Source organism: Sulfurimonas sp. (genome assembly GCF_034005705.1).
Classification (GTDB): Bacteria; Campylobacterota; Campylobacteria; order Campylobacterales; family Sulfurimonadaceae; genus Sulfurimonas.
Genome location: NZ_JAVEUF010000001.1, coordinates 170,435 through 195,616, shown reverse-complemented (window position 1 = coordinate 195,616; position 25,182 = coordinate 170,435). Strand labels below are relative to the sequence as shown.

Sequence of the window (25,182 nt, the reverse complement as noted above, 5' to 3'; positions counted from 1 at the left end):
TTTAAGAGAGGATATGTCTTAACTGCATCGCATACCAAAGCACTATAAGATTTAAAAGAAATATCATCATAGAGCTTGCGCGCGACACGATCTTCTGAACCATTGTACGCTCATTTTTATGAGTCTTTAGAGCGATTCTCATGTGAACGATAGTAAATATTGTTATAGCCGATACATAAAATAGTTTATGGCTCATCATATAGCCAAGCTTCGACTCATCAATGTCAAGCGTCAAAACATCGATCAGATTAAAATTAAAAAAGAGAAATGTTCCAGTACTTAGCAAAACTACCAGCCAGAATGTTTCAAAATAGCCATAAAGCGGCCCCAGATATTCGTATGTCTGCTCCTGTGCCTCTTTGCCCTTTAGCAGTATGCCGAGTGCGAACAACAACAATGATCCCCCGATCCAAGCGGTCGCCCCCAATATGTGAATATAAAGCACTACATCTACCATAAAATCCCCTTCCTATATCTGTTTTTTATACCTCTTTTATAACCATACGAAGCGAACGATTCTGCAACCTTAGGGTCAAATCTCGTGCAGGAGATTTGGGGTACCCAAGGTGAAGCCTAAGAGAGTAGGTATGGTTATAAAAATATTCATTTTTCAATTATAGTGTAAAATGCCGACAAAAAAGAGGTCAAAATGCAAGAAATAAAAATATGGCATAACCCCAAATGTTCAAAGTCACGCGAGGCTATGGAGATATTAAAAGAGAAAAAGTGTGATGCCGAGGTTGTGAAGTATCTGGAGGAGTCCCCAGATAAAGCTCAGATCAAGAGCATATTAAAGATGCTGGGCATTGCGCCAAGAGAGTTGATGAGAACTAAAGAGGATATATACAAAGAGCTGAATTTAAAAGATGCCAAAGATGACGAGGCTCTAATAGAAGCGATGGCAAAACATCCAAAGCTTATTGAACGCCCCATAATCATAAAGGGCGATAGAGCGATCATAGGAAGACCGACAGAGAGGATCGCGGAGTTTTTAGAGTCCTAAGATTTTTTCTTATCTTTCGTTACAAAGTGGCACTCGGTCGTCGAGTATGGGCAGGTTTTAACAATGCTCATCTCAAACTGCTCCTCATCTATGCCGCCTAGCTTTCTCTCATAATGACGCATTGCTGCACGAAATGAGGTAAGCACCATGTTTGCACTGTCTTGATGCTCTGTTGAGACCCGCTCGACCTGTTCGCCTTCTGGTTTTGTAGTATCTACTTTTGGGGCAGGAATAGCCGCATAACTCTCTTGAAGATCTTTCTCCAAATTTGACGTTATCTCAAGTGCCTCTTCTATGCTCTCGCCCTTTATCATTTCTGTAAATATAGAGCCAAGCGTAGTCGTGTCCTGATTTCCGTTTGTGCCGAATTTTACGTCCAGTATAGAGTTCTCGTCTCTATTTATATACATGATGACATAGCTTTTTGTCGCATGGTCGATCCCCACTCCGACACAAGTAGCATTCTCAAGTTTGCCGTAGTTTTCAGGCTGCATAAGATGTTTTCCTATCTCAGCCTCTAATGCTTTTTGTTCATCCATTTTCAACCTCTTTGACCCAGCATTTCAATGCTTACGTTGTTGTCTTTTATAAATTTTGAGATGATCTCTGAGTGATTATGCTCGTATGGTTTTAGATATACAATGCGTTTGATCCCGCTTGCTATGATGTTCTTGCTGCACTCGCTGCATGGCTCAAGCGTAACGTAAATTGTTGCGCCCTCTATGCTTATGCCTTTTCTTGCTGCCCAGATAATAGCGTTCATCTCAGCGTGTATCTCATAGGTCTTTGACCACTCGTGATGCTGCGATGTATACTCCCCATCCCAATGGTCGCGGCAGTTTATATACCCTGCAGGAGTCCCGTTATAGCCCGTGCTTAGTATTCTTCCGTCTTTAACGATTACCGCTCCGACCTGCTTGGAGACGCACTTTGAAGCGCTTGAGAGCTCCTTTGCTATGTTTATAAAATTTTCATCGCTCAACATCTTTTAGAGTTCTCTGATTATCTTTATGTCCGCGCTATTTCTGAGTCTTGCGAAGTAGTCGCTTAAAACCTGCTCTCTCTTTTGAGACATAATAAGGTTCATTATCTGATTTTTAACACCCTCATACTCCACGCTGCTTGGCGCTTTTATCTCTTTTAGGTAAAAACTCACGAACATTCCGTTTGCTTCAGAGACGACCGGGGTAAAACTGTTTATCTGAGTATTTTCTAGAAGTCTTGCAAGCTCTGGAGATATTCTGTCATACTCAAGTATCTGCTCATCCATCTTTATCTCATCTGAGTGAAACATGGGGATGGTCGTTTTTTTCTCAAGAGCACTTCTGCTTTTTGAGCTGTAGATGGTCACATCAAAAGCGCTCGGGCGTAAAAAGTCACCTTTGTGAAGCTCATAGTACTCTTTTAACTCATCCTCGCTTGGAGTGTCTATAGATGAGTAAGCGATCGCCGAGTAGAGTTTTTGCGAGAGAAGCTTCTCTTTAGTCCTATCTTTAAACTGTGCCGAAGTAAGTCCGTTCGAGTTTCTGACCGCCTCGTAAAGCTCATCTATGCTCATATTGTTTGTCATAGCGGTCTTTTTAATGTCATCATAAACTTCAGAACTCGTAACACTTATTTTTCGCTCTGCTATCTCTGCTTCTTCAAGCTTTTTTCTTATGAGACTGTCTGTAGCGCTCTGGGCATCGACTCTGGATATTTTCATCTCCTCTTTTATATCATAAAGAGTTATCGGCTCCCCTTTTACTACGACGCTAACACCGTTAATAAGCTCCGCGTTTAACATCGCACCAATAAAAAGAGATAAAAGTATCTTATACATATGTCATCCTATAAATTAAAAAGGGTATTTTACCCGCTTTTAACAAATGTTAGCCTAAAATTCCGTAACTATTTATACCAAATACAATTAACCATAGCCTCTTTAAGCAGTTGTGGTTAGTTGTATTTGGTAATCAAAGGATTTTTATGGTTGTTACCCGTTTTGCTCCAAGTCCTACAGGCTATCTACACATCGGCGGTCTAAGAACGGCTCTTTTTTCCTACCTCTGGGCTAGAAAAAATAGCGGCAAGTTTCTTCTTCGCATTGAAGACACCGACAAAGCAAGAAATTCAAAAGAAGCGGCAGATGCGATCGTAAATGCATTTCATTGGCTTGGTCTGGAGCATGACGGCGAGATAGTGTACCAATCTCAAAGAGATGAGATATATGCAGAGTATATAAATCAGCTTTTAGATGAGGGAAAAGCCTACAGATGCTATATGTCAAAAGAGGAGCTCGCAGAGCTTAGAGAGACTCAGATGGCGAACAAAGAGAGAACCAAATATGACGGCAAGTATCGTGACTTTACAGGCACTCCGCCTGAAGGAGTAGAGCCGGTCATCCGCATAAAAGCGCCGCTAAATGGAGAGATAGTCGTTTGTGACGGTGTCAAGGGCGACATTATTTTCAAAGCCGAAGATATTTTGGATGATTTTGTAATTGCCAGAGCTGACGGTTCGCCTACATACAACTTTGTTGTAGCTATCGATGACCATCTTATGGGCGTGACAGAGGTCATTCGCGGAGACGACCACCTCTCAAACACGCCAAAACAGATAGTGATCTATCAAGCGCTCGGTTTTAATATACCTAAGTTTCACCATGTCCCGATGATCCACAACCATGAAGGCAAAAAACTCTCAAAACGTGACGGCGCAACCGATGTTATGGCATACAAAGAGATGGGATACACTCCCGAAGCGTTGCTGAACTTTTTGGTACGCCTTGGATGGAGCCACGGAGATCAGGAGATATTCTCCATGGATGAGATGAGAGAGCTTTTTGACCCTAAGAACATCAACCGCTCGGCATCCATATACAACACGGAAAAGCTTGACTGGCTAAACTCTCACTATATCAAGAACACTCCAAACAGCGAGCTTGCAAAACTGCTTGAACAGTACGGGCTGCTCCTTACATCTCACGATAAAAAAGAGATCCTTCTAGATGCCATAAAAGAGCGCGCAAAAACTCTAAAAGAGATGGCGTCTCTTGTTTATGAGATCATAACGACTCCAAGCTACTACGACCAAAAAGCTGTAGAGAAGGCATTTAAAGGTGATGCTATCGAGATACTAAACGCTTTTGGCGCGAAGGTCTCTGCTGCAAAAGAGCTTCATCTCCCAAGCGATTACCACCACCTTATGCAAGAGGTCGTAGATGAGATGGGAATCGGCTTTGGCAAGATAGGACAGCCTCTTCGTGTCGCACTTTTGGGCAAGATGAGCGGTCCTGGACTTGACAGCGTCATGGCGATAATCGGCAGGGATGAGACCATGTTGCGCATAGCAAACGCCATTGCCGAGCACTCATAAAAAAATGAAGAGAGTTTTAATACTTCACGGCTGGGGCGGGAGTGATTTCCCGCACTGGCAGAGTTGGCTCTCAGGAGAGATCGCAAAAGATTACGGATGTGTAAGTTTTTTAAAGTTCAGCAATATCGACCTCCCGAACAAAGATGAGTGGATGAGCGAGTTAAAGCGTGAGCTTGAGGAGTTTAAACCAAACATCGTTATCTGCCACTCAGTTGCGAACATACTCTGGTTTCACGTCTGCAACGAAGGCGGCATCAAAGAGCTGGATAACCTTTTTCTCGTTGCCCCTCCAAGCCTTAAGTGCGACATCAAAGAGCTGAAGAGTTTTTTCCCGTGCAATATACCTACAAAGCTCTATGCAAAAAAACCGCTTCTTATCACCTCGACAAATGATCCGTATATGACGATGCAAGAGGCGGATGAGCTTCAAAAAGCGCTTGACATCGAGATGCTTGTTCTGCAAAATGCGGGACATATAAACAGCGATAGCGGATACGGAGAGTGGCCATGGATGTTAGAAGAGATAAAAAATACAAAATAATCTGCCGCTTTATGCGGCTAGCTTTAGTGCCTTAGCGGCTAGCGTAGCATAAAGGGACTTTGTTCCTTTATGCGTAATAAAATAAGAAAGTCTATGATACAGCTTATAAACATCTCCAAAAATTTTGCAAAGCAGGAACTCTTTAGCAACCTCAGCCTTAGGCTAAACTCCGGCAACAAGATAGGGCTTGTAGGTCGCAACGGAAGCGGCAAATCTACACTTTTTAAGATCATATTGGGCGAAGAGACTCCTGATAGCGGTGAGGTAATCATACCAAAAGGGTACAGGATAGGCGCGCTTAAACAGTATCTTGAGTTTAGCGAGAGCACGCTAAGAGAAGAGGCGGCACTAGCTCTTGAAGAGGATATGAAGTATGACCTATACAGAGTCGAGAAGATCCTCTTTGGACTCGGATTTACGCACGAAGACCTTGAAAAAGACCCTCTCTCCTTCTCGGGAGGCTATCAGATCCGCATAAACCTTGCAAAGCTGTTAGTTACCGAACCAAACCTTCTGCTTTTGGATGAGCCGACGAACTATCTTGACATCGTATCTCTTAGATGGCTGAAAAACTTTCTAAAAGCGTTTGAGGGCGAAGTGATACTAATCACGCACGATCGTAATTTTATGGATGGTGTAACTACCCATACAATGGGTATCATAAGAAAAAAACTAAATATAGTTCAAGGCGATACACACAAGTTTTATGGGCAGCTTAAAGCAGATGAGGAGCTTTATGAGAAACAGAAGATCTCGCAGGACAGAAAAGTAAAAGAGCTTGAGGAGTTCATTGCCAAAAACAAAGCTCGCGCCTCGACCGCCGCTCTTGCTCAGTCAAAAGTAAAACAGCTTGAGAAGATGGAGCTGCTTGAAGATCTTGGCTATGACTCCACGCTGAAGTTCGATTTTAGCTACAAAGATACGCCCGCAAAGGTTCTGCTTGACGTTAAAGAGCTAAGTTTCGGCTATACGCCTCATAACATCCTCTTTAAAAACATCTCTTTTGTACTACAAAAAGCGGAGTGTCTTGGCATCATCGGAAAGAACGGTAAGGGTAAGTCAACTCTTCTAAATACGATCGCAGGCGAGCTAAAACCGCTAAGCGGGGAGGTTCATATGCACCCTAGCACCTCTTTTGCACACTTCGGGCAGACAAATATTGCAAGACTCGACCAAAACAACAATGTCCTCGATGAGATACACTCAGCCAACACAAAGATATCAGCTCAGGCTGTTCGTGGCATTGCGGGGGCTATGATGTTTAGCGGTGAGAGTGCAGATAAAAAGGTCTCTCTTCTCTCGGGAGGCGAGAAGAGCCGTGTAATGCTCGGGCGTATCTTAGCACGCGACGTCAATCTTCTCTTTTTGGATGAGCCGACAAACCACTTGGATATGGACTCCATAGAGGCACTCACCATAGCCATCCAGAACTTTAAAGGCTCCACAATCATCGTAACGCACTCAGAGGAGCTGCTGCGCCGCACGTGTGACAGGCTCATTATATTCACCAAAGAGGGTGCAGAGTATTTTGACGGCGGATACGATCTCTTTTTAGAGAAGATAGGATGGGAAGAAGAGGAAGAAGAGAAGCCCAAAGAGAAGCCAAAAACAAACAACACCAAAGAGAGTAAAAAACTAAGAGCAGAGCTTGTAAGAGAGAGAAATACAGAGACATCGCCTCTGAGAAAGAGAGTTCAAAAGCTCGAAGACTCCATAATCAAAACAGAAGAGCTTCTCTCGCTTAACCACGATAAACTTACCTCAGCCTCAAACGAAGGCGACACCACAAAGATCATGGAGCTCTCAAAACTGGTTGCATCGCAGGAGAGCGAGATCGAAGAGTTTTTTGAACTTTTAGAAACTGCTCAGAGTGAACTGGATATGATTAATCAGAGATATGATGAAAAGATAGCTCTTCTTGATTGAACCAAAAAGATAATATTTTAAGGATAAAGACTTGACGTCAAAGTGTTACAACTCGCCCATATCATTTTCAAGAAAAGGTTTTGTCTATAACAGAGCTGCTGTTTTTCTGGTAATCCTGTTCTCGATCCTTGTTGCAGTAACCATCTGGTTTGCTGCACAGAACTTTCATAAATCTATTGCCGCGCAGAAGTTTGAAGACACTGTACATGAGAACATAGATATGATCAAAAACCGTATGCAAAAGTATGAGAACATTCTCCAAAGCGGAGTAGGATTCTTTCACGGAAGCGATCACGTAAACCGCAAAGAGTGGCACGACTTTGTAAAAGCCATCAATATTGAAAAGAACTACCCCGGTATGCAGGGGATCGGCTTTTCAAAGATGATAAAGCCACAAGATGTGGCAAAAGTAGAGCAGGAGATGAGAGACGATGGTTTTACGTCATTCTCTCTAAAGCCGGCAGGCAAACGTGATATATACAGCTCTATTCTTTACCTTGAGCCTATGGATGAGAGAAACACGGCGGCAATAGGCTACGATATGTTCTCAGAACCTACCCGCAGAGCTGCGATGCAGATAGCAATGGATAGCGGCGAGGCTGCAATTACAGGAAAGGTCACTCTGGTCCAAGAGATCGACAAGAATGTACAACCAGGTATTTTAATGTATCTGCCGCTCTATGAAAAGTGCGTAAACCTAGAGAGTCTAGACGATAGACGCAAAGCCATAATAGGGTTTATCTACAGCCCTTTTCGTATGAACGACCTTATGAACAAGATAGTTTTGGAGAAATCTGTTCTTAATTTTGATATATACGACAGCGCCAATACTTCAAGCGAACATCTCCTCTACAGATCTTATGAGCCATCATCATACAGATCGAAGTTTCATGCACAAAGAGTGCTAAAGCTAAACAACGTATCTTGGCATATAAACTTCTCAAGTACCAAAAAATTCGATATGTCCGTAGATACCATATACCCTCTTTTGATGACGGCGGCAGGTCTGGCTGTACAGTTCTTTTTACTATACATCGTCTTGACACTTTTTAAAAGCAGACACCTTCTTAATATTCAGGCTCAGGAGCTTTTAAAGCTCTCCCAAGCTATCGAGCAGAGCCCAAATACCATTGTCATTACCGATCTGGACGGAAACATAGAATATGTAAACAAGTCTTTTACAGAGATTACAGGCTATGAAAAACATGAAGCCATAGGGAAAAACCCGCGCTTTTTACAATCCGGCAAAACTGGAGCCCAGGCGTACGATGATATGTGGAGCAACCTGCAGCTTGGCAAAATCTGGCACGGGGAGTTTGTAAACAAGACCAAGAGCGGAGATGAGTATATCGAGGGCGTAAAAGCATCGCCGGTATTTAGGATAGACGGAACAATATCTCACTATATGGCCATAAAAGAGGACATAACCGATAAAAAACACTCGGAGGAGCGTATCCATTTTCTTGCGAACTTCGACTCTCTTACCGGACTTCCAAACAGGTTTCAACTGGAAGAGCGCCTTAACTACGCTATAAGCATGTCAAAACGTAACAACGAAAAACTAAGCGTCCTCTTTTTGGATCTTGACCGTTTCAAAGAGGTAAACGACACTCTGGGACATGATGCAGGCGATGCTCTTTTGATAGAGCTCTCAAACCGTTTCACCTCCATACTGCGTGAGGTGGATACGGTCTCTCGTCTGGGCGGAGACGAGTTTATCTTTTTGTTTCCGCATACAGATGCACAAGGCGCTTCGCATATAGCAGAGAAACTTCTTAAAATAATCGAGACGCCTTGTGAGTTTAACGGCAACAAGATGTTTGTTACCGGCTCTATCGGCATAGCTATCTACCCGGATGACGGACTTGATCAGCAGACGCTGTTCAAAAATGCAGACAGTGCGATGTATATGGCAAAAGAGAGCGGAAAAAACAGATACTGCTTCTTTGAAAAAAAGGATTGAATTAATCAATTCTCTTTATAAACTCTTTTATGCTCTCTTTCTCCTTTTGGGTTATGAGAGTAAAAGAGCACCCGTTTGTATAGATTTTATCCATCATCCTTTGCGCATTTGTCAAGTTGTCCACAAGATATATAAGCAATAAAGAGTCATCCTCCCAGCGTATAAGCATATCGTCTTGTCGTATAATGCCCTTAAAGTGCTTAACCAGCTCAGGCAGTTCAGACTCCGTTTTTGTCTCACACTTTATAAGTATGGCACTGATAATCTTCTTGTTAAAAGATGCCGCATCCTGATAACTTTGCGCAATATGCAAAAAGTAGTTTTTAGCATAAGCGCCGCTCTGCTGATCTATACTCGCATTGTTCTCGATCATTATGCGCTTAATAAGTGTTTGCGTAATATCCTCAAAGACTGCGATAACATACCCCTCAATCTTGCGCAGCTTTACTAAAAAAGCGTGCGGCTCGTAAGCAGATGTCATCATACTTACAATCCTCTCAGAATCGTCAAGTTCCAAGATGGCATCAACCCAGTTGCTCCCTTTTGCGATCTTCTCAGAGTGAAAATAGGATGGATGCGGAACAAAGTTGTTCACAAATGGACCGAACTCCTCTTTGTAATCATCCAGTGACGAGACCGCAAAAAACTTTTTAAACGCTCTGTTTATAACGATCGGTGCATCATCCTCAAAAACTACTATCAGATCCTGCTGCGAATCAGAAATGCTCTGAATAATTGCCAAACTTATCTCTTCTCTCATATCTTGCTCCTTCTGTTCTTAGTTCCACTCATCCATTTTGCCAAAAAGTTCCATCTGTGTCAGATAGAGCCTCAGGTCAAACTCCACTTGATGGTAAGATGGCTGCATATACTCGCATAGAGAGTAAAATGCCCTGTTGTGCTCTTTTTCTTTAAAATGGGAGAGCTCATGCACAACTATCATCTCCAAAAATTCCAAAGGCGCACTTTTAAACATAGAAGCGATGCGTATCTCGTTTTTGCTCTTTAGTTTTGCACCCTGAACCCTTGAGATAAAGTGATGCGTTCCAAGAGCATTATGTATAACGTTTATCTTGCCGTCGTAGAGAACTTTGCTAAGAGGGGGCGCGTTTTTGATGTGAGAAGCTTTAAGCTCATTCACATAGCCAAAGAGCGCCTTGTCCGTCTTTACGTTATGAGCAGACGGATACTTTTTTTTGAGATAGTAAGCCAATTTGTTCTGCGATATAAGCTCCAGCACCTGCTTCTTGGTCGATTCCGAGTAGTGATTGATATATTTTAAAGAATCCAAACCGAAAACTTCTTCCCTTTTATCTTTCCGCTCTTTAACTTATCGTGCGCCTCGTCAACTTTACAAGCCTCTATGGCGACGTAACTCTGTCTCTCATAGATATCTATCTTTCCGATAGAGCTGCCATTTAAGCCCGCTTCACCCGTAAGCGCTCCCAAAATATCGCCTGCGCGCACTTTGTCTTTTTTGCCGCCCTCGATGACAAGCGTTATGTTCTGCGGCTTCATCTCAAAACCGTTTACTACTTTTAAAGAGGCTGCAGATTCAAAAAGACGGCTCTCGTTTTTGTACTCATCTGCCTTGGGAGCTTCATAAGGGGTAAACAGCGTAAAAGCCAGCCCCTCTTCCCCCGCGCGGGCTGTTCTGCCTATGCGGTGCGTATATATCTCCTCACTGTGCGGCAAATCATAGTTTACGACCATGGAGAGCTCTTTAATGTCAAGTCCGCGCGCGGCAACGTCCGTTGCCACTAACACTCTGCAGCTTTTGTTAGCGAACTGTACTAACACGTCATTTCTCTCGTACTGCTCCAGATCCCCGTGAATAGCGAGCGCATCGATCCTGTTTTTTTGCAAGGTATCTGCAATTTCCTGAACTTCGGCTTTTGTGTTAGCAAACACGATAACGTTATCGGGCTTGAAACTGCCGAGGATTTTTATAAGCGTACTCATCTTCTGCGAATCTTCTGCCTCATAAAAACGCTCGGTTATCTTGTTGGCGACTTCTGTAGAAGTAGTCTTTATATTTATGGCACTGTTTTGGATCGATGTGCTGATCTCCATTATCTCATCGGTGTACGTAGCCGAGAAGAGAAGCGTCTGCCTGTGTTTTGGAACAAACTCCAAGACCTCGTTTATCTCCTCGCTAAAGCCCATATCCAGCATTCTGTCGGCTTCATCCAGAACCAGCATATCAACATCTTCGAGTGAGAGCGTCTCTTTTTTTAGATGCTTTAAAATTCTCCCCGGAGTCCCCACTACTATATGCGCGCCGTGACGAAGCGAGCCGAGCTGTGGACCAAAAGCCGCTCCGCCGCAGAGCGTCAATATCTTTACATTATGGGCAAATCTTGCAAGCATCCTAAGCTCACGCGCTACCTGATCCGCAAGTTCGCGTGTCGGGCATAATACCAAAGACTGGACTCTGAACTTTTTTACCTGAAGCTTGTAGAGCAGCCCGATGCCAAAGGCAGCCGTTTTACCGCTTCCCGTCTTTGCCTGAGCGATCACGTCCCTGCCCTCAAGTATATATGGCAGACTCTGTTCTTGAATGGGCGTCATCTCTTTATAGCCCATCTCGCTTAAGTTGTGAAGCATCTCTTTGCTAAGAGGCAGGTTTGAAAAATCTCTTTTGTTCATCAATATATCTTCTTTACTCTGCCGACTTCGCGGCTCATCAGACGGACTTTTATTCCGTGAGGATGTGTCGGTGATTTTGTTAAAATATCACGAACTATCCCATCTGTCAGTCTTCCTGTAGCCTGATCCTCTTTAAGTACGATTGCTACGCTCATACCGCTTCTTATATCCGCTCTTTTAGTTGGATCCATCTTTATCCTTCTATAGAAGAGAGTGCGACCTCAAATACCGCAACCTCTTTCATGCACTCTATCATTATCTTTCCTAAGACGCCGCTCTCTAGATCGTGTCTCTCTTCAAACTCCATCATAGCTTTTGGGTTAAACTCCTCTATATCTCTTATTAGTGCATATATTTCGCCCAAAATACCGCTATCTTTTAAGATTGCATCTCTCACGACATCATATACGTTCATCTCATCAAGTATCTTTTGCATATCATCTTCAAAGAGGACATCTATGAGTGATAACACGCCTACAAAGTAGGCCTGATCCATCATACTTTTTCCTGCGTCCGGTACCGCTTCTTTTAGAATTCTCTCCATCATAACAGTACGGTTCTTTACCATCAGCATAAGCGGTGACGTTTTTGGGTTTGGAACGTTTGCCATTGAATATATCACCAGCATCAGCCACTTTGAGAGTGGCTCCCTTCCCACAAGCGTCAATATATGATGGATCGAGGATATCTTGTTCTTAAAGTGAAACGCCCCCGAATTTATATACTTTAGAAGCAGAATGCTCACCGAGCTGTTTTTTTTGAACTCATTTACAATAACTTCAAAATCCGCATCGTTTGCAAGAAGAGAGTAGAGTTTTAGGATGTTTAGTCTCGGCGGCTTGCACTGATCCTCCTCGAACATCTTTGCTTTTGAGAAGTAGTAACCCTGAAAAAATAGGCAGCCGAGACTCTTTGCAAACCCATATCTGAGCTTGTCCGATACGTTTGTCGCAACAACGCTAACACCCCTCTCTTTTACTCTGGCAACCATCTCTTTGCTCTCTTCATTCACTAAAACGGTTCTGTTAAAGTCTATTTTGACAAATGATACCTCGTCTACTATCTTTGAGTATTTGCTCATTGACGCAGCGCTCGGCGCAAAATCGTCGATTGCCAAGATAAACCCTTTTTCATTGAGATCACGCACTCTTTTTATCACGTCTTCTCTTATCTCTATATCTGATGTTAATGCAAAAATAAAAAATTCGTGCGAGAGAGTATATATCTTAGCGCCCATCAGCAGATTCTCGTCTACTTTTATAAATGCTCTTCGCTTTCCCAAAACCGACTGTCTGCCGATCTTTTGCAAAGCTTCAAGAAGTGAACTCTCAAATATAAAACCGTTCCCTGCCTCCTGCGATTTTTGCGCTCTGAGCACTTCATAAAAATCAACCCTTGCTTCTCTGTTAAGAATCGGCTGGCGTGCGAAGTATAAGTTTTGCATACAAAATCCTCACTTTTTATAAAAGTAGATTATAGTATCTTTTTGCTACAATAAGCCAATAAATCGGGGAGTTTTTGAAATGGTTGAAGCTGTTTATGTTGGAGTGGGTCTCCTTTTTGGAATCATTGGAGTCTGGATAGCGGTGGTACAAACCCTTAAAAATCAGCTTCATCAAGAAAAAGAAAACTCAGCCGCACTTCTAAGCCAAAACGCCGTCCTGCAGGAGCGTATTGAGGGCATAAACGAAAAGAACAGAGAGAAGTTTGAACTGCTGGAGCAAAACAGAGAGCAGATGAGGCTTGAGTTTCAAGAACTTGCACAAAAGATCCTGGAGAATAACTCGCAGAAGTTCTCTCTGCAGAACCAAGAGAGTATCTCCAAGATGATAGCACCGATAAGGGAGCAGTTTAGTGAGTTTAAAAAGCAGATAGATGATGTCTATATCAAAGAGGCAAAAGACCGCTCCATGCTTCAAGCCGAGATAAGAAGCATCAAAGAGATAAACCATCAGATGAGCAAGGATGCCAAAAACCTAACAAAAGCGCTCAAAGGCGAGAGCAAAAAACAGGGAGTATGGGGTGAGATGGTCTTAGAGAGCGTGCTTGAGAGCTCCGGGCTAAGGCTTGGCAAAGAGTATGAGAGAGAGGTAAGTCTTGAGCATGAGAGCGACGGAAGCAGATATCGCCCCGATGTCTTGGTGCATCTGCCCGAGAACAGAGATATTATCATAGACGCAAAGACCTCCCTTACGGCATATGAGCGCTATGCTTCGGCTGAGAGCGAAGAGCAAAAAGAGCACTTCGCCATAGAGCATCTCTCTTCTATGAAAAAGCATATAAAAGAGCTCAGCGATAAAGATTACACAAACCTAAAGGGTATTAAAACGCTCGATTTCATATTTATGTTCATACCTATCGAGAGCGCGCTGCTTATGGCGATGGAGTATGACGGCTCGCTCTTTGACCACGCCTTTAAAAGAAATGTTATTTTGGTTGGTCCTACAACGCTGATGGTATCACTTCGTGCGGTCGAGAACAGCTGGAAGTATGAGAGACAGCAGAAAAATGCCCAAGAGATTGCAAAACGCGCGGGGCTTCTTTTTGACAAGTTCGCGGGATTCATTGAGAGTGTCGAGAAGCTCGGAAATCAGATAACTACCGTCCAAAAGACATACGACGAGACCTTTTCAAAACTGCACTCTGGAAGCGGAAGCATAACAAGCCAGTTTCAAAAGCTTCAAAAACTCGGAGCGGCGAACAGCAAAAATCTGCCACAGCATATGCTTGAAGATTAAATCTGCTTCTGTATAATTCTAAAAAAGAACAGGAGAATATATGAAAGATGAAGAGATATTAGGCGATACGGTTGAGTTTTTAGACGAAGAGCTCAAAAAAGCGCTTAACGAGATAGAGAATATCGCGGCAAAGGTCTATGAGAAGAAGATGGATGCCTACGAAGGGTTTTTGGAGACCGAAAAATACAACAAGATCGTAGTTGAGATAGGCAACAAGCTCAAAGAAAAAGGGATAGATATAACCAAGGTCAAAGAGTATGGGGAGTTTTAGCCCTTTTTGCTCACTTTGTATATAAAACTAAACACCTCTGCAACGGCTCTATAAAGAGTCTCCGGAACCTCTTTGTCAAGCTCCACTTTTGAGAGCAGCTCGATGAGATCCTCATCCTTTTTTATGGGCAGATTGTGAAGTTCGGCTATCTTTATGATATTCTCCGCACTCTTCCCCTGCCCCTTGGCAACTACGCGCGGCGCTTTCTCTTTTGTAGTGTCATATCTTAGGGCGGCTGCTTTTTTCATATCTTTACCTCAAACCCCATATCTATCTTTGAGTCGCTGTTTTCATACGCAGATGCAGGCGTACTTTTTGGCGTATCGAAAATGCGTATCTCTCTAGGCGTGATACTTGAGTCGATCAAGGCTGAGCGCAGAGAGGCTATATTTTCCCTGAGTATCTCTTTAAACTCCTTGTTCTGTGAATAGATATGGATATTTATCTGATTCTCTTCATAAAGGGCAAGTTTTAGCTTCAGCTCCCCGTACTCTTTTAGCTTCAGATCGATATCGCAGTAAAATGCGGAGTTTTTATCTTTTTTTATATTTATATTTCCCTCCTCCAGACTATCCCACGAAAAAGGAAGATACAAAGAGGAGGATGAAGAGAGATGAGAGAGCAGCTGGAAGTAGTCTATCTGAAGCAGCAGTTTATCTACATGTTTTAATATATCCGCCTGATTGGGGTGCTGTGACTTTGCGATCTCTTCGCCCGCTTTTAACAAGACGGACTTCAGATCCCCAGACAATATCTCTTTAATGTTGCTCTGCGCTTCCAATACCTGCGGAGCCGTAAAATGGGTCAATTTTGAGACAAGAGAAGTTACCTCTTTTGAAAAAATAGGGTCCGCCTTTTCAACGCCGCTCTTTAAAATATCTATAACCGTGCGGATATCTTGGGGGAGCTTCTTATCCACAAAAACATCCAGCGCCGCTTTTGGCGTAGGATTTTCAACAGTGATGACTTTTAGAGACTCCACGATCTTTACAAGCGCATCAAAGATACCTTTGACCTCCGGTTTTTGGCTCTGCATAAGCTGCGGGCTCTGCGCCATCTGAGTATTTAACTGCTTTAGAGCATCCACCAGCACTGCGGGTTTGAAATTCTCTGGGCTTAGCATCTTTTGAGAGACCAGATGCTCTACTTTTGAGAGTTGCCGCTCAAAACCTTTTGTAGTTATGATATCTGCGCTCTTTAGCTGCTCCGAGAGTTTTGAGACTATGTTCTCAACCCCTTTTGAGAGCTGCATCAAAGCTTCTTTATTGTCTTTTTGGGTCTGCATAAGAGCGCTATTTGTTGCCTCCTTTAGAGTCGGGGTGACAAGAAGCTCTTTTATGTTTTGAGTAAGCAGTTTTGCGTTTGGCATCTCGCTTTTTGCCAAACTCTTTTCAAGAGATGTCAGCAGATTTTTGAGCTCTAGCTGAGGATTTTGCACGTTTTTGAGTCTTGATTCCAAAAAAATGCCGGAATTTTGAAGCTTCTGCTTTAAAACAGGCTCATTCAGCTCTTTAATATCTACAAGAAATTTCCTAAGTGTCGTCTCAATAGGAAGAGGATTCTTTTCGCTCTTTAGCGCACCCAACAGCTCTTTTACCGTGCCTGTAATATTGCCCAGATCTTTTAGCGTGGGATTGTTCTTTGCAAGGTTTAAAAGGGTCTTGTTGGCATCTGCATTTACGCTGCTCTCTTTAAGCAGAGAGCCTATAACTGACTTTAGGTCTTTGTTCTTTAGAACCGCCTCCATCTCTTTAGGCGTCGCATCTTTTAAAATAACCGCTAACGCTTTGTTAGTGTTTGGAAGAATGATGCCGAGCTGCTTGTTTAGAGATGTATTGATCATGGCTAAAGTATATCATTTATCAAATAAAAATAGGAATAGGTTTTGCTCCTCTTTTTTTGTCTTAACTTTTGTATATGCGTAAAGGAGTCAAAATGACTCCTCTTGCCCTTAAGGGCAAAGCTTTAGTGACTGAATATAATTTGGACGGGTTCAAATTATATGAGATTTATTAGTAGGAGAAGTTATGAAAATAGAAAACTTTGTACTGGATTTACACTCTGAATCCTCAAGAAGCAGCTCAAGCACGGTTACAACTTTTACCAGCGAACTCCAAAACGAAAACTCAAAACGCCTCAAAGAGGTAGAAGCCCTCAATTCACAAGTAGCATTTTGCAAACGTCTTGAATTTGAGTTGATACAACAGCTTATTTTTAGACTAAACTCTAAGACATATAAATTCAAAGCTGTAGATGCAAGCGACTTTACAAAAAGAGAGGTCTCTGTGCATGAAGAGTATAGAGAGTCTCAGAGGCTTGATGTAAGCATGCAGGGCTTTATATACACATCAAACAGAAGAATAGAGCTAAATATCGACATCTCTATGTCACACTCTTTTGTCTCAAACCATGAGATCATACGCCAGCAATTTTACGATCCGCTGGTTCTAAACTTTGATGGCGAACTGCCTGATCTTGATAGCACGAACTTCTCCTTTGACATAGATGCGAACGGCGAGTGCGACCAGATCTCAACTCTTAAAAAAGGGAACGGATTTTTAGCGCTAGATAAAAACTCTAACAACAAAATAGATGACGGCTTGGAGCTCTTTGGCACGCTAAACGGCAACGGATTTGCGGATCTTAGACGATACGACAGCGACAACAACGGCTGGATAGATGAGAGCGACCCAATTTTTGAGGGTCTGCGCATCTGGCAAAAAAGTAAAGATGAAGATACTCTTGTAGCTCTTGGCGAAATCGGCATAGGCGCAATCTATCTAGGAAGTACGGACGGCAGGATCGATATTAAAAGCCAGAAGAACGAGACACTCGGACGCATAAGATCGACGGGTCTTTTTCTAAATGAAGACGGCACAAGCGGAGTAGTCTCTCAAATTGATTTTGCAAGGCAAAACTCACCCCTAAATGAGTTTTTAAAGACAATATAGATGGAGCGAAAAGCTCTGTCTTCTCAATTAATCCTCAATATTTTAGGGCACCTCTAAAAACTCTTACAATTTTTGCTTTAAGAGATTTTGAGTATATCAAGACGACGCGAAGAGTCATAGCCAAAGCTACGGCGATAAGCGGCAACGAAGATAGGCACAAAATCTATAAAGCCCGAAGAGAAGGCATCTTTTTAACTATTCCGTCGTCAGATTTTTCACTCTTAACTACGGTTAGGAGCTTCAAAATCTTGCCTTGTACTAGTTTAAAAATTTGCTCTTCAAAAATCAGTAAAGGGCTTTTAGAGGTGCCCTTTAGTATAATTTCAAAAAACAATCTAAAGGCTTCTTCATGGCAAAATACCCCACGCTTCTAGAGCAGTTCCGCTCCTTTTGCTATCAAAACAAGGCCGATGATATCCAAAAGGCACTAGAATACTTTTCGGTATTTGGCGGTATGAGCTGGAATATAGATCTAACCAAATCGCTTGAAGAGCTTATAGAGAGCAAGGTTTTAAAAAACTACACCTATATCCACGGCGATATTACCAAGATCACCCGAAGCGACAAGATAAGCCACGCACTCCTAAGCGCCGCGGCAACGGGTGATGGCAGAGTTCACTCTGCGCTAAAGAGAGCACGCATATCAAGAGCCGAGGGCGAAGAGGCGATTGATGCGCTCTGCAGCAAAAACATCCTAAGACGTGAATACTCGCTTGAGTCTCCACCGATCGAAGATGAGAAGATAGATGAAAAACTAAATTTCGGTACCCCTTTTATGCGTTTTTGGTTCGCTTTTGTCTCACCATATTTCAAGAGCATCAAAGATGGCGATTTCAAAGAGTCAAAAGAGGCATTTGCCAACCGAAAAAGCGAATTTTACGAACTTACTTTTAAAAAACTCTCACATGAGCTCATAAAAAAAAGCTTTAAAGACGACCCGATCATTGAGGTTGGAAGCTACTGGGACAGAAGGGCGCAGATAGATATCTTGGCAAAGACGAAGTCCGGAAAAGTCGTAGCCGGAATATGCAAATACTCCAACCAAAAAGCTAAAAAGAGCGAGCTTGGCAAACTTCAAGAGCAGTGCACTCAGGCCGAACTAACGCCTAACATCTATGTTATTGTCTCCAAAGGCGGTTTTTCAAATGAGTTAAAAGCCCTAAAAGGCAAAGATGTCAAACTACTTGCTCTTAAAAATTTTAAAACACTCCTAGAGGATATAAGCGAAAAAGATTTTATTGAGTGTGTAGGAAAAAAATATTAATAATTTAACAGACTTACTAACCAAAAAAACTGCTTTAAAAAAAGAACATGTAGAAAATATTCTGAAGCTTCTTGATGAGGGTGCTACCATCCCCTTTATCGCCCGCTACCGCAAAGAGATGACGGGCGGAGCGGATGATGAAGTGCTTCGTGAATTTGAGACCATCTTTCTTGGCTCCAAAAAACTCTTAGAGCGTAAAGAGGAGATTTTAAGGCTTATTGCCGAGAGAGCGACTTTGAGCGATGAGCTTAAAAAAATGATAGAAGATGCCGACAGTATGAGAGTTTTAGAGGATATCTACCGCCCCTACAAAGAGAAGAAGAACTCACGTGCGGCAACTGCCGTGCAAAACGGCCTGGCTCCTCTGGCAAACATTTTGCAAAAGGCGCAATTTAGCGAAGCTGAGTTCAAAACAAAAGCAAAAGAGTTTGTAAAAGGGAGTGTTGCTTCCGTAGATGAGGCCATAAAAGGTGCTCAGGACATCTTGGCGGAGCGTTATGCAGATATGCCGCGTGAGCGTGAAGCTATAAGAAACAATATGCTGCGTCACGGCGTTTTAGAAGTTAAAAAGACAAAGAGTTTTGATGAGAACGGACTCTTTAAAAACTTCGCCCAAAAGAGCGAAAAGGTCGCTTACATACCGTCCCACCGCTACCTTGCGATAATGCGCGGGGTACATGAAAAAGAGCTGAGCGTAAAGATAACTATCGACACCGACTACATAGAAGCAAATATAAAGCAGTACAAAATCCCCCGCAACGCTTCAACATCAAAGGAACTTCTTTTTGAAGCATACAAAGATGGCTTGAAACGGCTTTTGCTTCCATCGCTTGAGAGAGAAGTTCAAGCCGAGCTAAAAGAGAGAGCCGACACTGCTGCAATCGCAGTCTTTGGAAAAAACCTGAACCAGCTTCTCATGACTCCGCCTGTCACAAAAAGAGTTATACTAGGAGTTGACCCCGCTTTTAGAACGGGATGCAAACTGGCAGTCATTGATGAGAACGGCAACTATCTGGAGTCCTGCGTCATCTATCCGACAGAACCTCAGAGAGATTATGAAAACTCCAAAAATAGAGTACTAACACTAACAAAAAAGTATAACATCACGGGTGTGGCTATCGGAAACGGAACAGGCTCACGCGAAACGCAAGAGTTTTTTGCACGACTAAATAGGGACGAAGGCGCAAAACTAAACTTCACGGTCGTCTCCGAAGCGGGAGCGTCAGTCTATTCGGCTTCAAAGATAGCCACGCAGGAGTATCCTAACCTTGATGTGAGTATAAGGGGGGCGATCTCTATTGCTCAAAGGCTTCAAGACCCCATGGCGGCTCTTGTTAAAATAGACCCGAAAAGCTTGGGCATCGGACAGTATCAGCATGACGTTGACCAGAAACTTTTGGAGAAAAAACTGAGCGATGTCACCCAAGACCTCGTAAACCGCGTAGGTGTAGATATAAACTCCGCTTCACTATCACTTCTATCTTACGTTGCGGGCGTAGGCGCAAAAGTAGCTCAAAACATAATCGCTTTTAGAGAAGAAAACGGCCCTTTTAGAACAAAAGAGCAGCTTCTAAAAGTAAAAGGTCTTGGCAAAAAAGCGTACGAGCAGGCGGTGGGATTTATCCGCATCAAAAACTCCAAAAATATTTTTGACAACAGCGGGATTCACCCTGAAAGTTACGAAGTCGCAAAAAAACTTATCGGAGTTGATTTGGAGAGAGTTGACGTTAAACAAAAAGCTGCGGAGCTTGATGTCGGAGAAGAGACGCTAAAAGACATCATCAAAGAGCTTCGTAAGCCAGGTTTTGACCCAAGAGAAGAGCTCCCGCCAATTCCGTTTAAAGATGGAGTAACCGATATAAAGATGCTAAGCGTGGGAAATATTCTCTCAGGTGTTGTCAGAAACATTACTGATTTTGGGGCTTTTGTGGATATCGGGCTTAAAAATGACGGCATGATCCATATATCAAAGATGAGTGCAACAAAGATCTCTCATCCGCTTGAAGTTCTCTCTCTAAACCAGTACCTGCCGCAAATAGAGGTCGTATCAATAGATGAAGAGAAGGAGAAAGTGGGGCTTAGCCTTGTAGGCTAAGCAGTTAAAAACGAAGCATCAAACCTGCATAAATACCAGAGAAATCGATGTCAAGTTTTGCATCTACACCACTCTCATCTATATCTAGCTTTTGAACTCTGTAGCCAACCTCTAAAGCTGGCTGGACAACGGGAATAAAATCAAGCGTATAATCAACCTTTGCTCTTACGTCATAAACCGTAGAGTCGCCTGTCGTTACATACTTAACATCCGCCTCTAAACCGATGTTTGTAGCGGGTATTTCAACTCTTGTTCTTACATACAAAAGAGGGAGTGCAAAAGTCACGCTGTCGCTGTAACCAGTAAACGGAGCAGACGGTGCAGCCGTATAAGATGCATCGACTATTTTAATGTCAAGTCCCAGATCAAGAGTGATCCAAGCCGTGTTGTCAAGAATATTGTAGTATGGAATAATGTCATACTGCTTCATATCGTAAGAGAGCGTAGTCGTTGCTGCTCCGATATCAAAATCTTTAAATGTTCCGCTTGCAACGCCGCTGTCCTCGAGAGTTACATACTCTAACCTAAGATTTGGCAAAACAGGAATCGGATGTTTTATAAGAGCCCAGATATAGGTCTCGCTCTTATCATTTTCGCTTGAGGTATAGCTACCGTCAGCTCCGCCATCTGTATAAGAAGCATCTCCTTTTGGAGTCTGCATCCATGCTCCAGCACCCATCTCAAGACGAGTAAAATCAGCCATAACACCGGAAGCAAAAACTGCCCCTGTGGCAAATGTAAACAATAATTTTTTCATATGAAGTATCCTTCTATCTAAGATAGGATATTGTACCGAAGTTTTGCTTGATTGATATAGGGCAAAAGCCCTATATTTAAGGAAGGAGGATAGAAAATCGCTTATTTAACTGCAGCGATCGCAGCGTCGTAGTTTGGCTCTTCAGTAATTTCAGGAACGATCTCTTTGTAAGTTACAACACCGTTCTCATCAATTACGAAAATTGCTCTACAAGTAACACCTGCAAGAACAGAACCGCCAAGAAGTACACCGTAAGCGTTAGCGAAATCTTTGTTTCTGAAGTCAGATGCAACAGTTAACTTATCGATTCCCTCTGCAGCACAAAATCTGCCAGATGCAAATGGTAGGTCCATAGAAACAACAGTAGTTTTAACACCCTCTAATGAAGCTGCTTTTGCATTGAAGTTACGAGTCTCAGTAGCACATACACCAGTATCTAGTGAAGGAACAACGATTACAAGTTGCTTAACGCCTTGCGCGCCGCCAACTACCACATCGCCTAAACCGTCTGAGTTTACAACTTTTACTTCTGGTGCTTTATCACCAACATTTACCTGGTTTCCTAATAGTTCTACGTCTGTACCCTTGAATTTTGTAGTTGCCATTTTGGCTCCTTTTTTTGTTTTTTTAATTTGTGCGGGAAGTATATTTGAAATGGGATAATTCTGCTCTTAATTAGAAAAAATGCACTTATCGTTAAGGATTTCTTAAGCTAAATGACACTTTTTGGACAAACTTCTAACTCATCAAGCGAACTAAACAGACCATTTTTATACATCTCAACCCCGACTCTTCCTATCATCGCCGCATTGTCCGAACAATATTTTAACTCACTTAAAAGTAAATCCGCCTTATACGGTTTTAAGAGCTCTTCTATCTGCGAGCGGAGGTAGAGGTTGGCGCTCGCTCCGCCGACTATGGCAAACTTTTTTGGAGGCACATCTTTAAAGTACTTTTTGAGCTTCTGGATAATATGCGCAGCAGCCACACGTTCAAAAGAAGCGGCTATATCTTTGTAGTCACTCTTATGAGCTTTTTCAACCGCAAGTCTTACCGAGTTTTTCAAGCCCGAATATGAAAATGCTATAAGCGGAGATTGGTGCAGCGGAACGGTAAAGTCATACCTGTTTCTGTCTCCGTCCTTTGCCAGCTCTTGGATCAGAGGTCCGCCCGGATAGCCAAGATTCATCATCTTTGCTACTTTGTCGAAACTCTCTCCAAAGCTGTCGTCCATACTCTTTGCCACCGTTTTTATATCATTAAGGCTTTTTACTTCCATAACCTGCGTATGCCCGCCTGAGACAAGCAAAACGGTAAGAGGAAACTGTGCATCTTTTTCTATAAAGAGCGAGTAGATATGTCCTACCAGATGATTTACCCCGATGATTGGAATATTCAATGCAATGGAGATGGCTTTTGCCATGGTCACACCCTCAATAAGAGTCACTGTCAGCCCCGGTGAAGATGTAACGGCGACCGCTTTAAGAGAGGCAAAATATGGTCTACACTCCTCTAAAATCTTCGGCAGAGCTTCGGCGTGAAGTCTGGCTGCGAGTTCAGGAACCACGCCGCCGTAAACTGAGTGTTCAAGCTCTTGGGATATCTTCTTGTGAAAAAGAAGTTTCTTTGTCGCTATCTCAGTGATTGCTATCGCGCTGTCGTCACATGAACTCTCTATGCTTAGTATCATATTGCCCTCACAAAAGCTCTTACTTCTTCATCAAGCCCAAACACCTCATCAACGCTTTTGGGTGCCGTGTCAAACTTCTCATAGGCTCTTATAACACTTTTTGCTATATCCATAAAACCTATCTCACGGGCAATAAACTTCTCTATTGCCGCCTCGTTTGCCGCATTTACTACAACGCCTCTTGCGGGATTTTTAAGCAGTTCATCTTTTATCTGCCATAGAGGGTATCTCTGTGTAGTTATCTCACGAAACTCCAAAGAGCCCACTTTTAGCAGGTCTACATGCGGGAGGATATTCTCCTGCATCGCAGCATTTAGTGCAAAAGCGATCGGGAGCTGCATATTTGCATTGGCGAAGTGTGCAGTTGTTGAGCCGTCTTTAAAGTCGATTAGCGCGTGGATGAGCGATTTGGTCTCTATAATAGCGTCGTACACTATTTTTTTTTCTTTGCCCTCACCAAATAGCCATCTTGCCTCTAAGAGTTCAAACATCTTGTTCATCATGGTCGCACTGTCTATGGTTATCTTTTGCCCCATCGACCAGTTTGGGTGTTTTTGAGTGTCCGCCAAAGTTGCATTTTTAAGCCTCTCTATCTCCCAGTCTCTAAATGCTCCGCCGCTTGCCGTGATAATCATCTTATCAACAGGACGCTCTTGCATCAGGTACCAAAGACCGAAGTGTTCACTGTCTATGGGCTGAATCTTTGAAGTGTCTATAAATGCTCCGCACGCAACGAGTGATTCTTTATTTGCAAGAGCGACTCTTTTATTGCATTTAAGCGCTGTAAGTGTGGGGCGAAGTCCTAAAAAACCGACAAGCGCATTTACCACAAGCTCACTCTGTGACTCCTCTATTGCTCTTAAAATCGCCTCTTCACCGCTGAAAACGTTTTTATGCTCTACTTTATGCAGATCATTTCTGTTTGCAATAACGACTATTTTTGGATTGTGCTCTTTTATCTGGGTGTTAAGAAGTTCAATGTTGTTTCCCGCGACGAGCACATCAACCTCTATTGAGAACTTTTTTGCCACCTCTAAAGTGTTTACGCCGATCGAGCCTGTGGAGCCGAGAAGTATCAAACAAGCCCTCTAAGAAGTACTAGCATAACGATAGCTCCAAAAAGGTAGCCGTCTATGCGATCAAGCATACCGCCATGACCTGGCAAGATGTTTCCGCTGTCCTTTACGCCTGCACTGCGTTTTAGCGAACTCTCGAAGAGATCACCGAAGATGGAACTGAGGGCGACCATAAAAGAGATGATAAAAGAGACTCCCAGATCGACTATGCCAAGACCGACAAACATACCCGCCGTTGTTGCCACAACGACACCGCCTACGACTCCCTCCATAGTTTTGTTGGGAGATGTCGGGCTAAAAGGTGTCTTGCCGATGCTTTTGCCGACCGCATAAGCTCCGACATCTGTCATTGCAACGACCACCAAGAGCCACAGAAGCGATAGGACTCCATACTCCATGTACATAGTTAGCACAAAAAGCATTCCTGCCGTCGGGTAGATAAACGGAAAGAAATTTTTCCAGGTGAGCTCTCTGTTGTATGCGACGGCGCTTGCGTAAGCAACACCTGCCAAAACAAAAAGGTCGTCACCATAAGGATAGATAGCCGCAAGAAGCCATATGCCTACAGCGTAGTAGATAAGATCGCTGTTCTTTATCTCAAAAAGGTTCATCGCCTCTTTAAAGGCCAGAAGGTATACCGCCCCAAGAAAGAGCCACATAAGAAAAAAGTTGTCTATAAAACCTATGACAAGCACCCCTGCAACAAGTGCCAAGCCCGTAGTCACTCTCTCTTTGGAAGCCGTAAATATACTCATAAAATCCCTTTATTTAGAACAATATCACTTATTTAGCAGAACTCTGTTTTTGGATTTTTAAAAGTTGTTTTGAGCGGTTCGAGGGCTTGAAATTTTACACGATGTAAAATTTAGCGCTCGCCTCGGAAGTAGTTTCAAGGATGAAA

Annotated in this window: 26 protein-coding genes; 10 read left to right on the top strand and 16 right to left on the bottom strand. The window is 42.9% G+C overall.

Annotated elements, in window-relative coordinates:
- Position 1: 1 nt before the first annotated feature.
- The gene (locus RBR61_RS00955) at positions 2-457 is read right to left on the bottom strand and encodes a hypothetical protein (RefSeq protein ID WP_320341645.1); all 456 of its coding nucleotides are present in this window, start codon (positions 455-457) and stop codon (positions 2-4) included.
- Between the two features lie 192 nt (positions 458-649).
- On the opposite strand from RBR61_RS00955, the gene arsC reads away from it, so the two are divergent.
- Complete coding sequence (arsC, locus tag RBR61_RS00950; protein ID WP_320341644.1) at positions 650-1,003, top strand: arsenate reductase (glutaredoxin); 354 nt, start codon at positions 650-652, stop codon at positions 1,001-1,003.
- On the opposite strand, the gene RBR61_RS00945 is transcribed toward arsC, so the two are convergent.
- From RBR61_RS00945 to RBR61_RS00935, 3 genes are read right to left on the bottom strand one after another with little or no spacing between them, the layout of a single operon-like run.
- Positions 1,000-1,542 carry an iron-sulfur cluster assembly scaffold protein gene (locus tag RBR61_RS00945; protein WP_320341643.1) on the bottom strand — a complete coding sequence of 181 codons (543 nt, stop codon included), beginning with the start codon at positions 1,540-1,542 and terminating at the stop codon, positions 1,000-1,002. The genes arsC and RBR61_RS00945 overlap by 4 nt on opposite strands.
- A gap of 2 nt (positions 1,543-1,544) precedes the next feature.
- Complete coding sequence (locus RBR61_RS00940; protein ID WP_320341642.1) at positions 1,545-1,988, bottom strand: dCMP deaminase family protein; 444 nt, start codon at positions 1,986-1,988, stop codon at positions 1,545-1,547.
- Positions 1,989-1,991: 3 nt separating this feature from the next.
- Complete coding sequence (locus RBR61_RS00935; RefSeq protein WP_320341641.1) at positions 1,992-2,825, bottom strand: peptidylprolyl isomerase; 834 nt, start codon at positions 2,823-2,825, stop codon at positions 1,992-1,994.
- 146 nt (positions 2,826-2,971) lie between these two features.
- Here RBR61_RS00935 and gltX point away from each other — a divergent pair, with 146 nt between their 5' ends.
- The 4 genes from gltX (at position 2,972) to RBR61_RS00915 (ending at position 8,790) form a co-directional block, all read left to right on the top strand.
- On the top strand, positions 2,972-4,360 hold the full coding sequence (gene gltX, locus RBR61_RS00930) for a glutamate--tRNA ligase (RefSeq protein WP_320341640.1): 1,389 nt from the start codon (positions 2,972-2,974) through the stop codon (positions 4,358-4,360).
- A gap of 4 nt (positions 4,361-4,364) precedes the next feature.
- Positions 4,365-4,901: an alpha/beta hydrolase gene (locus RBR61_RS00925; RefSeq protein ID WP_320341639.1), complete on the top strand. Its 537-nt coding sequence runs from the start codon at positions 4,365-4,367 to the stop codon at positions 4,899-4,901.
- A 93-nt stretch (positions 4,902-4,994) separates the two neighbouring features.
- Positions 4,995-6,827, top strand: coding sequence for an ABC-F family ATP-binding cassette domain-containing protein (locus RBR61_RS00920; RefSeq protein ID WP_320341722.1), 1,833 nt, complete (start codon positions 4,995-4,997; stop codon positions 6,825-6,827).
- 31 nt (positions 6,828-6,858) lie between these two features.
- A complete protein-coding gene (locus RBR61_RS00915) occupies positions 6,859-8,790 on the top strand; it encodes a CHASE domain-containing protein (RefSeq protein WP_320341638.1) in 1,932 nt (643 codons plus the stop codon).
- A gap of 1 nt (position 8,791) precedes the next feature.
- Here the strand turns inward: RBR61_RS00915 and RBR61_RS00910 are convergent, their stop codons facing one another.
- The 5 genes from RBR61_RS00910 to RBR61_RS00890 are packed head-to-tail and all read right to left on the bottom strand — an operon-like array spanning position 8,792 to position 12,883.
- Complete coding sequence (locus RBR61_RS00910) at positions 8,792-9,550, bottom strand: hypothetical protein (RefSeq protein WP_320341637.1); 759 nt, start codon at positions 9,548-9,550, stop codon at positions 8,792-8,794.
- A gap of 18 nt (positions 9,551-9,568) precedes the next feature.
- Positions 9,569-10,081, bottom strand: a complete 513-nt coding sequence (locus RBR61_RS00905) for a YgjP-like metallopeptidase domain-containing protein (protein WP_320341636.1) — start codon at positions 10,079-10,081, stop codon at positions 9,569-9,571.
- Positions 10,069-11,439: an ATP-dependent RNA helicase DbpA gene (gene dbpA, locus RBR61_RS00900; protein WP_320341635.1), complete on the bottom strand. Its 1,371-nt coding sequence runs from the start codon at positions 11,437-11,439 to the stop codon at positions 10,069-10,071. Before dbpA ends, RBR61_RS00905 begins: the two co-directional genes overlap by 13 nt.
- Positions 11,439-11,630, bottom strand: coding sequence for a YwbE family protein (locus tag RBR61_RS00895; protein ID WP_320341634.1), 192 nt, complete (start codon positions 11,628-11,630; stop codon positions 11,439-11,441). The genes dbpA and RBR61_RS00895 overlap by 1 nt, the downstream gene beginning before the upstream one ends.
- 2 nt (positions 11,631-11,632) lie before the next feature.
- Positions 11,633-12,883 (bottom strand): EAL domain-containing protein, encoded by a 1,251-nt coding sequence (locus tag RBR61_RS00890; RefSeq protein WP_320341633.1) that lies wholly within the window; start codon positions 12,881-12,883, stop codon positions 11,633-11,635.
- A 79-nt stretch (positions 12,884-12,962) separates the two neighbouring features.
- On the opposite strand from RBR61_RS00890, the gene rmuC reads away from it, so the two are divergent.
- Together rmuC and RBR61_RS00880 are read left to right on the top strand one after the other, a co-directional pair.
- A complete protein-coding gene (rmuC, locus tag RBR61_RS00885; RefSeq protein ID WP_320341632.1) occupies positions 12,963-14,177 on the top strand; it encodes a DNA recombination protein RmuC in 1,215 nt (404 codons plus the stop codon).
- 40 nt (positions 14,178-14,217) lie between these two features.
- On the top strand, positions 14,218-14,448 hold the full coding sequence (locus tag RBR61_RS00880; protein WP_320341631.1) for a hypothetical protein: 231 nt from the start codon (positions 14,218-14,220) through the stop codon (positions 14,446-14,448).
- Here RBR61_RS00880 and RBR61_RS00875 read toward each other — a convergent pair.
- Together RBR61_RS00875 and RBR61_RS00870 are read right to left on the bottom strand one after the other, a co-directional pair.
- Complete coding sequence (locus RBR61_RS00875) at positions 14,445-14,696, bottom strand: EscU/YscU/HrcU family type III secretion system export apparatus switch protein (RefSeq protein ID WP_320341630.1); 252 nt, start codon at positions 14,694-14,696, stop codon at positions 14,445-14,447. The genes RBR61_RS00880 and RBR61_RS00875 overlap by 4 nt on opposite strands.
- On the bottom strand, positions 14,693-16,291 hold the full coding sequence (locus tag RBR61_RS00870) for a flagellar hook-length control protein FliK (protein ID WP_320341629.1): 1,599 nt from the start codon (positions 16,289-16,291) through the stop codon (positions 14,693-14,695). Before RBR61_RS00870 ends, RBR61_RS00875 begins: the two co-directional genes overlap by 4 nt.
- 184 nt (positions 16,292-16,475) lie before the next feature.
- Here RBR61_RS00870 and RBR61_RS00865 point away from each other — a divergent pair, with 184 nt between their 5' ends.
- From RBR61_RS00865 to RBR61_RS00855, 3 genes are all read left to right on the top strand, one after another.
- A complete protein-coding gene (locus RBR61_RS00865) occupies positions 16,476-17,399 on the top strand; it encodes a hypothetical protein (RefSeq protein WP_320341628.1) in 924 nt (307 codons plus the stop codon).
- A gap of 349 nt (positions 17,400-17,748) precedes the next feature.
- Complete coding sequence (locus RBR61_RS00860) at positions 17,749-18,663, top strand: DUF234 domain-containing protein (RefSeq protein ID WP_320341627.1); 915 nt, start codon at positions 17,749-17,751, stop codon at positions 18,661-18,663.
- Positions 18,659-20,758 (top strand): Tex family protein, encoded by a 2,100-nt coding sequence (locus RBR61_RS00855; RefSeq protein WP_320341721.1) that lies wholly within the window; start codon positions 18,659-18,661, stop codon positions 20,756-20,758. The genes RBR61_RS00860 and RBR61_RS00855 overlap by 5 nt, the downstream gene beginning before the upstream one ends.
- Positions 20,759-20,762: 4 nt before the next feature.
- Here RBR61_RS00855 and RBR61_RS00850 read toward each other — a convergent pair whose 3' ends face one another.
- The 5 genes from RBR61_RS00850 to RBR61_RS00830 all read right to left on the bottom strand — a co-directional run bounded on the left by RBR61_RS00850 (position 20,763) and on the right by RBR61_RS00830 (position 25,036).
- Positions 20,763-21,515, bottom strand: a complete 753-nt coding sequence (locus tag RBR61_RS00850) for a TIGR04219 family outer membrane beta-barrel protein (protein ID WP_320341626.1) — start codon at positions 21,513-21,515, stop codon at positions 20,763-20,765.
- 101 nt (positions 21,516-21,616) lie between these two features.
- Positions 21,617-22,120 (bottom strand): thiol peroxidase, encoded by a 504-nt coding sequence (gene tpx, locus RBR61_RS00845; protein WP_320341625.1) that lies wholly within the window; start codon positions 22,118-22,120, stop codon positions 21,617-21,619.
- 107 nt (positions 22,121-22,227) lie between these two features.
- Positions 22,228-23,205, bottom strand: coding sequence for a tRNA (adenosine(37)-N6)-threonylcarbamoyltransferase complex transferase subunit TsaD (tsaD, locus tag RBR61_RS00840; protein ID WP_320341624.1), 978 nt, complete (start codon positions 23,203-23,205; stop codon positions 22,228-22,230).
- The gene (gene dxr, locus RBR61_RS00835; RefSeq protein ID WP_320341623.1) at positions 23,202-24,284 is read right to left on the bottom strand and encodes a 1-deoxy-D-xylulose-5-phosphate reductoisomerase; all 1,083 of its coding nucleotides are present in this window, start codon (positions 24,282-24,284) and stop codon (positions 23,202-23,204) included. The genes tsaD and dxr overlap by 4 nt, the downstream gene beginning before the upstream one ends.
- Positions 24,281-25,036 (bottom strand): phosphatidate cytidylyltransferase, encoded by a 756-nt coding sequence (locus tag RBR61_RS00830; protein WP_320341622.1) that lies wholly within the window; start codon positions 25,034-25,036, stop codon positions 24,281-24,283. The genes dxr and RBR61_RS00830 overlap by 4 nt, the downstream gene beginning before the upstream one ends.
- Between the last annotated feature and the right edge of the window lie 146 nt (positions 25,037-25,182).

Coding starts and splice junctions, on each gene's coding strand:
- RBR61_RS00830 (WP_320341622.1), bottom strand. CDS start 25,036: ATGAGTATATTTACGGCTTCCAAAGAGAGAGTGACTACGGGCTTGGCA.
- RBR61_RS00890 (WP_320341633.1), bottom strand. CDS start 12,883: ATGCAAAACTTATACTTCGCACGCCAGCCGATTCTTAACAGAGAAGCA.
- RBR61_RS00860 (WP_320341627.1), top strand. CDS start 17,749: ATGGCAAAATACCCCACGCTTCTAGAGCAGTTCCGCTCCTTTTGCTAT.
- RBR61_RS00955 (WP_320341645.1), bottom strand. CDS start 457: ATGGTAGATGTAGTGCTTTATATTCACATATTGGGGGCGACCGCTTGG.
- dbpA (WP_320341635.1), bottom strand. CDS start 11,439: ATGAACAAAAGAGATTTTTCAAACCTGCCTCTTAGCAAAGAGATGCTT.
- tpx (WP_320341625.1), bottom strand. CDS start 22,120: ATGGCAACTACAAAATTCAAGGGTACAGACGTAGAACTATTAGGAAAC.
- gltX (WP_320341640.1), top strand. CDS start 2,972: ATGGTTGTTACCCGTTTTGCTCCAAGTCCTACAGGCTATCTACACATC.
- RBR61_RS00865 (WP_320341628.1), top strand. CDS start 16,476: ATGAAAATAGAAAACTTTGTACTGGATTTACACTCTGAATCCTCAAGA.
- arsC (WP_320341644.1), top strand. CDS start 650: ATGCAAGAAATAAAAATATGGCATAACCCCAAATGTTCAAAGTCACGC.
- RBR61_RS00940 (WP_320341642.1), bottom strand. CDS start 1,988: ATGTTGAGCGATGAAAATTTTATAAACATAGCAAAGGAGCTCTCAAGC.
- rmuC (WP_320341632.1), top strand. CDS start 12,963: ATGGTTGAAGCTGTTTATGTTGGAGTGGGTCTCCTTTTTGGAATCATT.
- RBR61_RS00925 (WP_320341639.1), top strand. CDS start 4,365: ATGAAGAGAGTTTTAATACTTCACGGCTGGGGCGGGAGTGATTTCCCG.
- RBR61_RS00875 (WP_320341630.1), bottom strand. CDS start 14,696: ATGAAAAAAGCAGCCGCCCTAAGATATGACACTACAAAAGAGAAAGCG.
- RBR61_RS00945 (WP_320341643.1), bottom strand. CDS start 1,542: ATGGATGAACAAAAAGCATTAGAGGCTGAGATAGGAAAACATCTTATG.
- RBR61_RS00895 (WP_320341634.1), bottom strand. CDS start 11,630: ATGGATCCAACTAAAAGAGCGGATATAAGAAGCGGTATGAGCGTAGCA.
- RBR61_RS00880 (WP_320341631.1), top strand. CDS start 14,218: ATGAAAGATGAAGAGATATTAGGCGATACGGTTGAGTTTTTAGACGAA.
- RBR61_RS00920 (WP_320341722.1), top strand. CDS start 4,995: ATGATACAGCTTATAAACATCTCCAAAAATTTTGCAAAGCAGGAACTC.
- RBR61_RS00935 (WP_320341641.1), bottom strand. CDS start 2,825: ATGTATAAGATACTTTTATCTCTTTTTATTGGTGCGATGTTAAACGCG.
- tsaD (WP_320341624.1), bottom strand. CDS start 23,205: ATGATACTAAGCATAGAGAGTTCATGTGACGACAGCGCGATAGCAATC.
- RBR61_RS00870 (WP_320341629.1), bottom strand. CDS start 16,291: ATGATCAATACATCTCTAAACAAGCAGCTCGGCATCATTCTTCCAAAC.
- RBR61_RS00850 (WP_320341626.1), bottom strand. CDS start 21,515: ATGAAAAAATTATTGTTTACATTTGCCACAGGGGCAGTTTTTGCTTCC.
- RBR61_RS00910 (WP_320341637.1), bottom strand. CDS start 9,550: ATGAGAGAAGAGATAAGTTTGGCAATTATTCAGAGCATTTCTGATTCG.